A 4,300-nucleotide genomic window follows, 5' to 3' on the forward strand; every position below is an offset into this window, starting at 1 on the left:
TCAACTTCTTTTGCTTGTTCATCTAAACCCATTACTTTCATTGTGCTATAGGCATCAATTGGTGAAATGTGCAATGATTCCTTATACCAATCTTGATATGATTTAGAAAGTGGTAGTAGTACATCGTGTCCCCAAGCATACTTTTTATATGTATCCCAAGATCTCACAAATTCATCTTTTACTTCCTGCGCAACAGCACTTATTTTTACTTCTTTTTTCTTCTCTACCTTTGGTTGGCAGGCTACTGCTGCAACAAATAGTATCAGCAAAAAATAACTTAGTTTCTTCATGACATTCAGGTTTATATACTTTTATTTTCGCTTAATCGGATTAAAAGATACTCTAACATAAATTTATTCAAGATTTATAGGCAGAGAGTTGATCGCAAAGAATAATATTTATTAAATAAAACTTGAGAATTCACCAATAAGTACTACATCAAAACGCAGAACAAGTATCAAGCTTGAAAAAAAGTAAGTTTAAATACCTTATGCGCTATAAATGAATATCTCTCATCTATCCATGGATACAAATATAGAACAGATGAATATAGTATCACAAGCATAAACTACTACAATAACCTCAATTTATTACACTATGGCGATATATTAAATTTAAGAATTCCATTCTACTCAACATTTTAAAACTTTAAGCAGAACGGAATTTATATAAAATAAATCACCACAGTACAAGACTCATAAATACTATGATTGACGTTTTCTCATAATTCGAAGATCACCTTCAGGAAGAATTTTAAACCAAATAATTTCAATTCGATGCAAGCCTCTTCTAATGACATCAAAATAGAGTGTGAAATAAAAAAACAGACTGGTTCCCCAAATAATTATCAGATTAAACCAAAAAGTATCGATTAAAAAATTGCCAACCCGTTTTTGCGAAGCGTACAGTTGAGCTCTTCCCATTTTATTGTCTGAAATTTTAAAAATAGGATCTTTTAACTGAATGAACTCCTGTTTAAACTCAATAATTTTGTTGAGTTCTCTCCGATTCAAAACAATCTGTTCTACTGCTTCGTTATGATACTTTTCCTTGAATTCGAACAATTCCTTTCTACCTCCATACTCGTCCACTAAATTAGCGTACACCTGATCGCGACTATCCGATTCCTTTTTATAATCAAGCCAGCCACTTTGTTTTATTTTCTCAAGCCATTGAAACAAATCCTCTGAAGAATTTTGCAAACTCTTTTTACTCAAATCTATTCCTTCTGGTAAATCATATAAATTGGCAATTTTACCAAATTCGTTCTGTAATAGTTGTAATTCATCTGATTCGGGCGAAAGCAACCAATTTTTGTAAGCCTGTTTTACTTCAGGCACATAAAAGGAAGAACGAAACGACGCTTCGCTCATTTTTTGCTCATATTCAAAAAACTTTTTCTCAAACTCATTATCTCTAAATTGTTCTACAATTAAAGCCTCGTAAGCCCATCTTGAAGTCATAAGGTCGCCAACAAGCGGCACATATTTTTGAGAAGCAATGACTGGATGTAACTTTGTGAAGTTTACGATTACACCAGAAAATAGAAGTTGAGGTACCAGAATAAAGGGAATAGAAACATAAACTGCAACAACCGTATTTAAAGCAGCTGATAAATTTAAACCAATCATATTTGCGCAAGCTGATGCAGTGTACAATACCAACCAATACTCTAGGGTCATTCCTTTTATTTCGAGAATAGTATTGGCAATAAAAACAAACATAAGAGTTTGAATTGCCGAAATGACAAGCATCACAACTACCTTAGAATTCAAATAGCTAAAACGACTTAAATTCAAAAACGATTCTCGTTTCATGATTCGCCGATCGTGGAGAATTTCTTCGGCCGATATAATAAGACCTAAAAAAACAGAAACAACTACCGCCATAAAAATAAAAGAAGGAATATTTTCATTGTTAGAGAAAACATAAGCTGTAGAGTCATCATCCGTACCGCTAATGTATTTGGTGAAATAGCCTAAAATAACGGCTAAAAGAGGTGCCTCGAGAAGGGTAATTAGAAGGTACTGCCTATTGCTTATTTTAGCCTTTATATCACGAGTCAAATAAATCTTCAACTGTGCAGTTCTCTTGGGAATTCTAAAATAATTAATCGGAATCATTCTTTTCCGTTTGGGAAGCTTGACTGGGTTTTGAGCTTCTATTTTTTCTTTATATAATTCATACCAATCATTGGAACTTCTTTTCCTTTTCCGGATTTGCTTCCCATACTCATTCATCATTCGAGCTTCCACAATCCTGAGAATCTGCTCCGAATTTACATTACCACAGGTCAAACACTCACTTTCATCTGCCTTTACAAAATGACTTTGAGTTTTAAAATAAACAACAGCATCAATAGGATTTCCAAAGTAGATTACCTTTCCACCCTGATCCATAATTATCAACTTATCAAGCAATTTAAAAATATCAGAGGAAGGCTGATGAATGTTACACATGACCAGTTTACCTTTTAAAACCTGTCTTTTCAGCAATAACATTACCTTCTCTGAATCCATACTCGATAAGCCAGAGGTAGGTTCATCGACAAAAAGAACCGAAGGCTCCCTCATCAATTCCAAAGCAATATTTAACCGCTTTCGCTGACCACCGCTTAATATCTTATTGATCGGATCTCCTACCTTTAAATCCCTGGCTTCTACCAAATCGAAATTTTCAATGGTATCATCTATAATTTCCTCAATTCTTTCTTCCGACAAATCATCAAAACAAAGTTTCGCATTAAAAAACAGATTCTCATAAACGGTCAATTCTTCAACAAGCAAATCGTCCTGTGGCACATAACCAATAACTCCTTTCAGCTCTTCTTTATCCTTATGCAGATGATATCCATTTATGTAAATATCTCCCTGATTCAGAGGTAAATTGCCATTCAAAACATTCAGTAAGGTTGATTTTCCAGTTCCGCTCCCCCCCATAATTCCAATTAGCTGACTCGATTCAACATGAAAACTAACTGGATATACTCCATTTTTTGATCCTGGAAACTTGAATTCAATATTATTAGCAATAAAACGAATATCGGAATGATTTTTCCGTTCGATAAATACCGATACCACTTGAGAATAATAAATTGGATCGATTCTAGGACTTCGAATCACTGACCCATAAGACAAGATATAAGCACGATTCAACCTAACATTATGCCCATTTAAAAACAAGTTATACTCCCCAAAATACTTCATTAAAAAAGTATTAGTACTCTCTAAATGAAGAATGAACAAACGACCCCGTAATTTTTCGCTATAAATGTGCTTTACCACCTCGTGTTGGAAAGTCTCATTTGCATCAACAATTAACAAATACGGACTGTAAGGAATGGAATACTCAGCTCCTAAAATAAACTCAAGACTATGTTCATATTCCTTTTTAGGGATTTTGAAAGTTTTGGAAACTGTTTTTACAAAATCGAGCTCTTTCGGTCCTGTAAATTCCGAATCATCAATAAACTCTAGCAATTGGAGCATGATCCACACTTTTTGATCCTGCTCAACATCCTTCACTAATTTAGAGCAAACTTCCTCAACCTGAATGTGTTTATCCTGAAGTGAATCCTCATTCCCTTTTGCATAGTACGATTCCTTAAGGTAACGGTCGAAATTGGCCAAATAGATTTCATGCCATTCTTTACTGAATCGCTTCTCCAAATACTGTGAGACAACATCCTTGGCAGCCAATTCAAAACCGACCTGTTTTTCATCAACAATAATAGCAAAAAGTTGCATTATAGCATTTAATACCGATTCATTCATGGGGAAGTAATAGAAGTTTAATTTTTGCTAAAGGCCTAATTTAAATAAATTCTCCGAGCAATGGAAAAGTTCTTTTTTAGTAAGCTTAAATTAAACACATAGATTTCACAACAAAAGAATCAAACAAGAACAAAAACAACTCATCTAAAATATGTTACCTCAAATCGGCATAAAAAAGTCCATTTGTAATTTTCAAATCTCACCCCAATCAAAAACACAATAATCGACAACATAAAATATATCATATTAATTTCTGCTTTAAAAATAGAGCTGCACAAATGCGTTTTTTAAGATCCTTTAACATCCTTTAAGTGAACTTTACAATTTAATGAACGATATTTGTAAATATAAAAAGAGAAAGTTTTTTCATAGATTATAAGATTTAGGTTAGTAATTAGTGGTTAGTAGAAAAGTTTGGGTGGGGATCCAGACTTTTTTCTTTTTATACTCCTGCCAATTCCGAAAAAAACTTCCAAACTCACCTTTTATAATCCTTTAACATCCATTAAATAGACTTAACCATTCAA

At 33.4% G+C, this 4,300-nt stretch carries 2 protein-coding genes; both read right to left on the reverse strand.

What is annotated here, in order from left to right:
* Positions 1-290 (reverse strand): glycoside hydrolase family 47 protein (locus ABYT26_RS17465; protein ID WP_372756286.1); only part of this gene is annotated, 290 nt, incomplete at its 3' end.
* 414 nt (positions 291-704) lie between these two features.
* On the reverse strand, positions 705-3,773 hold the full coding sequence (locus tag ABYT26_RS17470) for an ATP-binding cassette domain-containing protein (protein WP_372756288.1): 3,069 nt from the start codon (positions 3,771-3,773) through the stop codon (positions 705-707).
* Positions 3,774-4,300: the final 527 nt, after the last annotated feature.

Origin of the sequence: Labilibaculum sp. (genome assembly GCF_041595635.1) — a bacterium.
GTDB lineage: Bacteria > Bacteroidota > Bacteroidia > Bacteroidales > Marinifilaceae > Labilibaculum.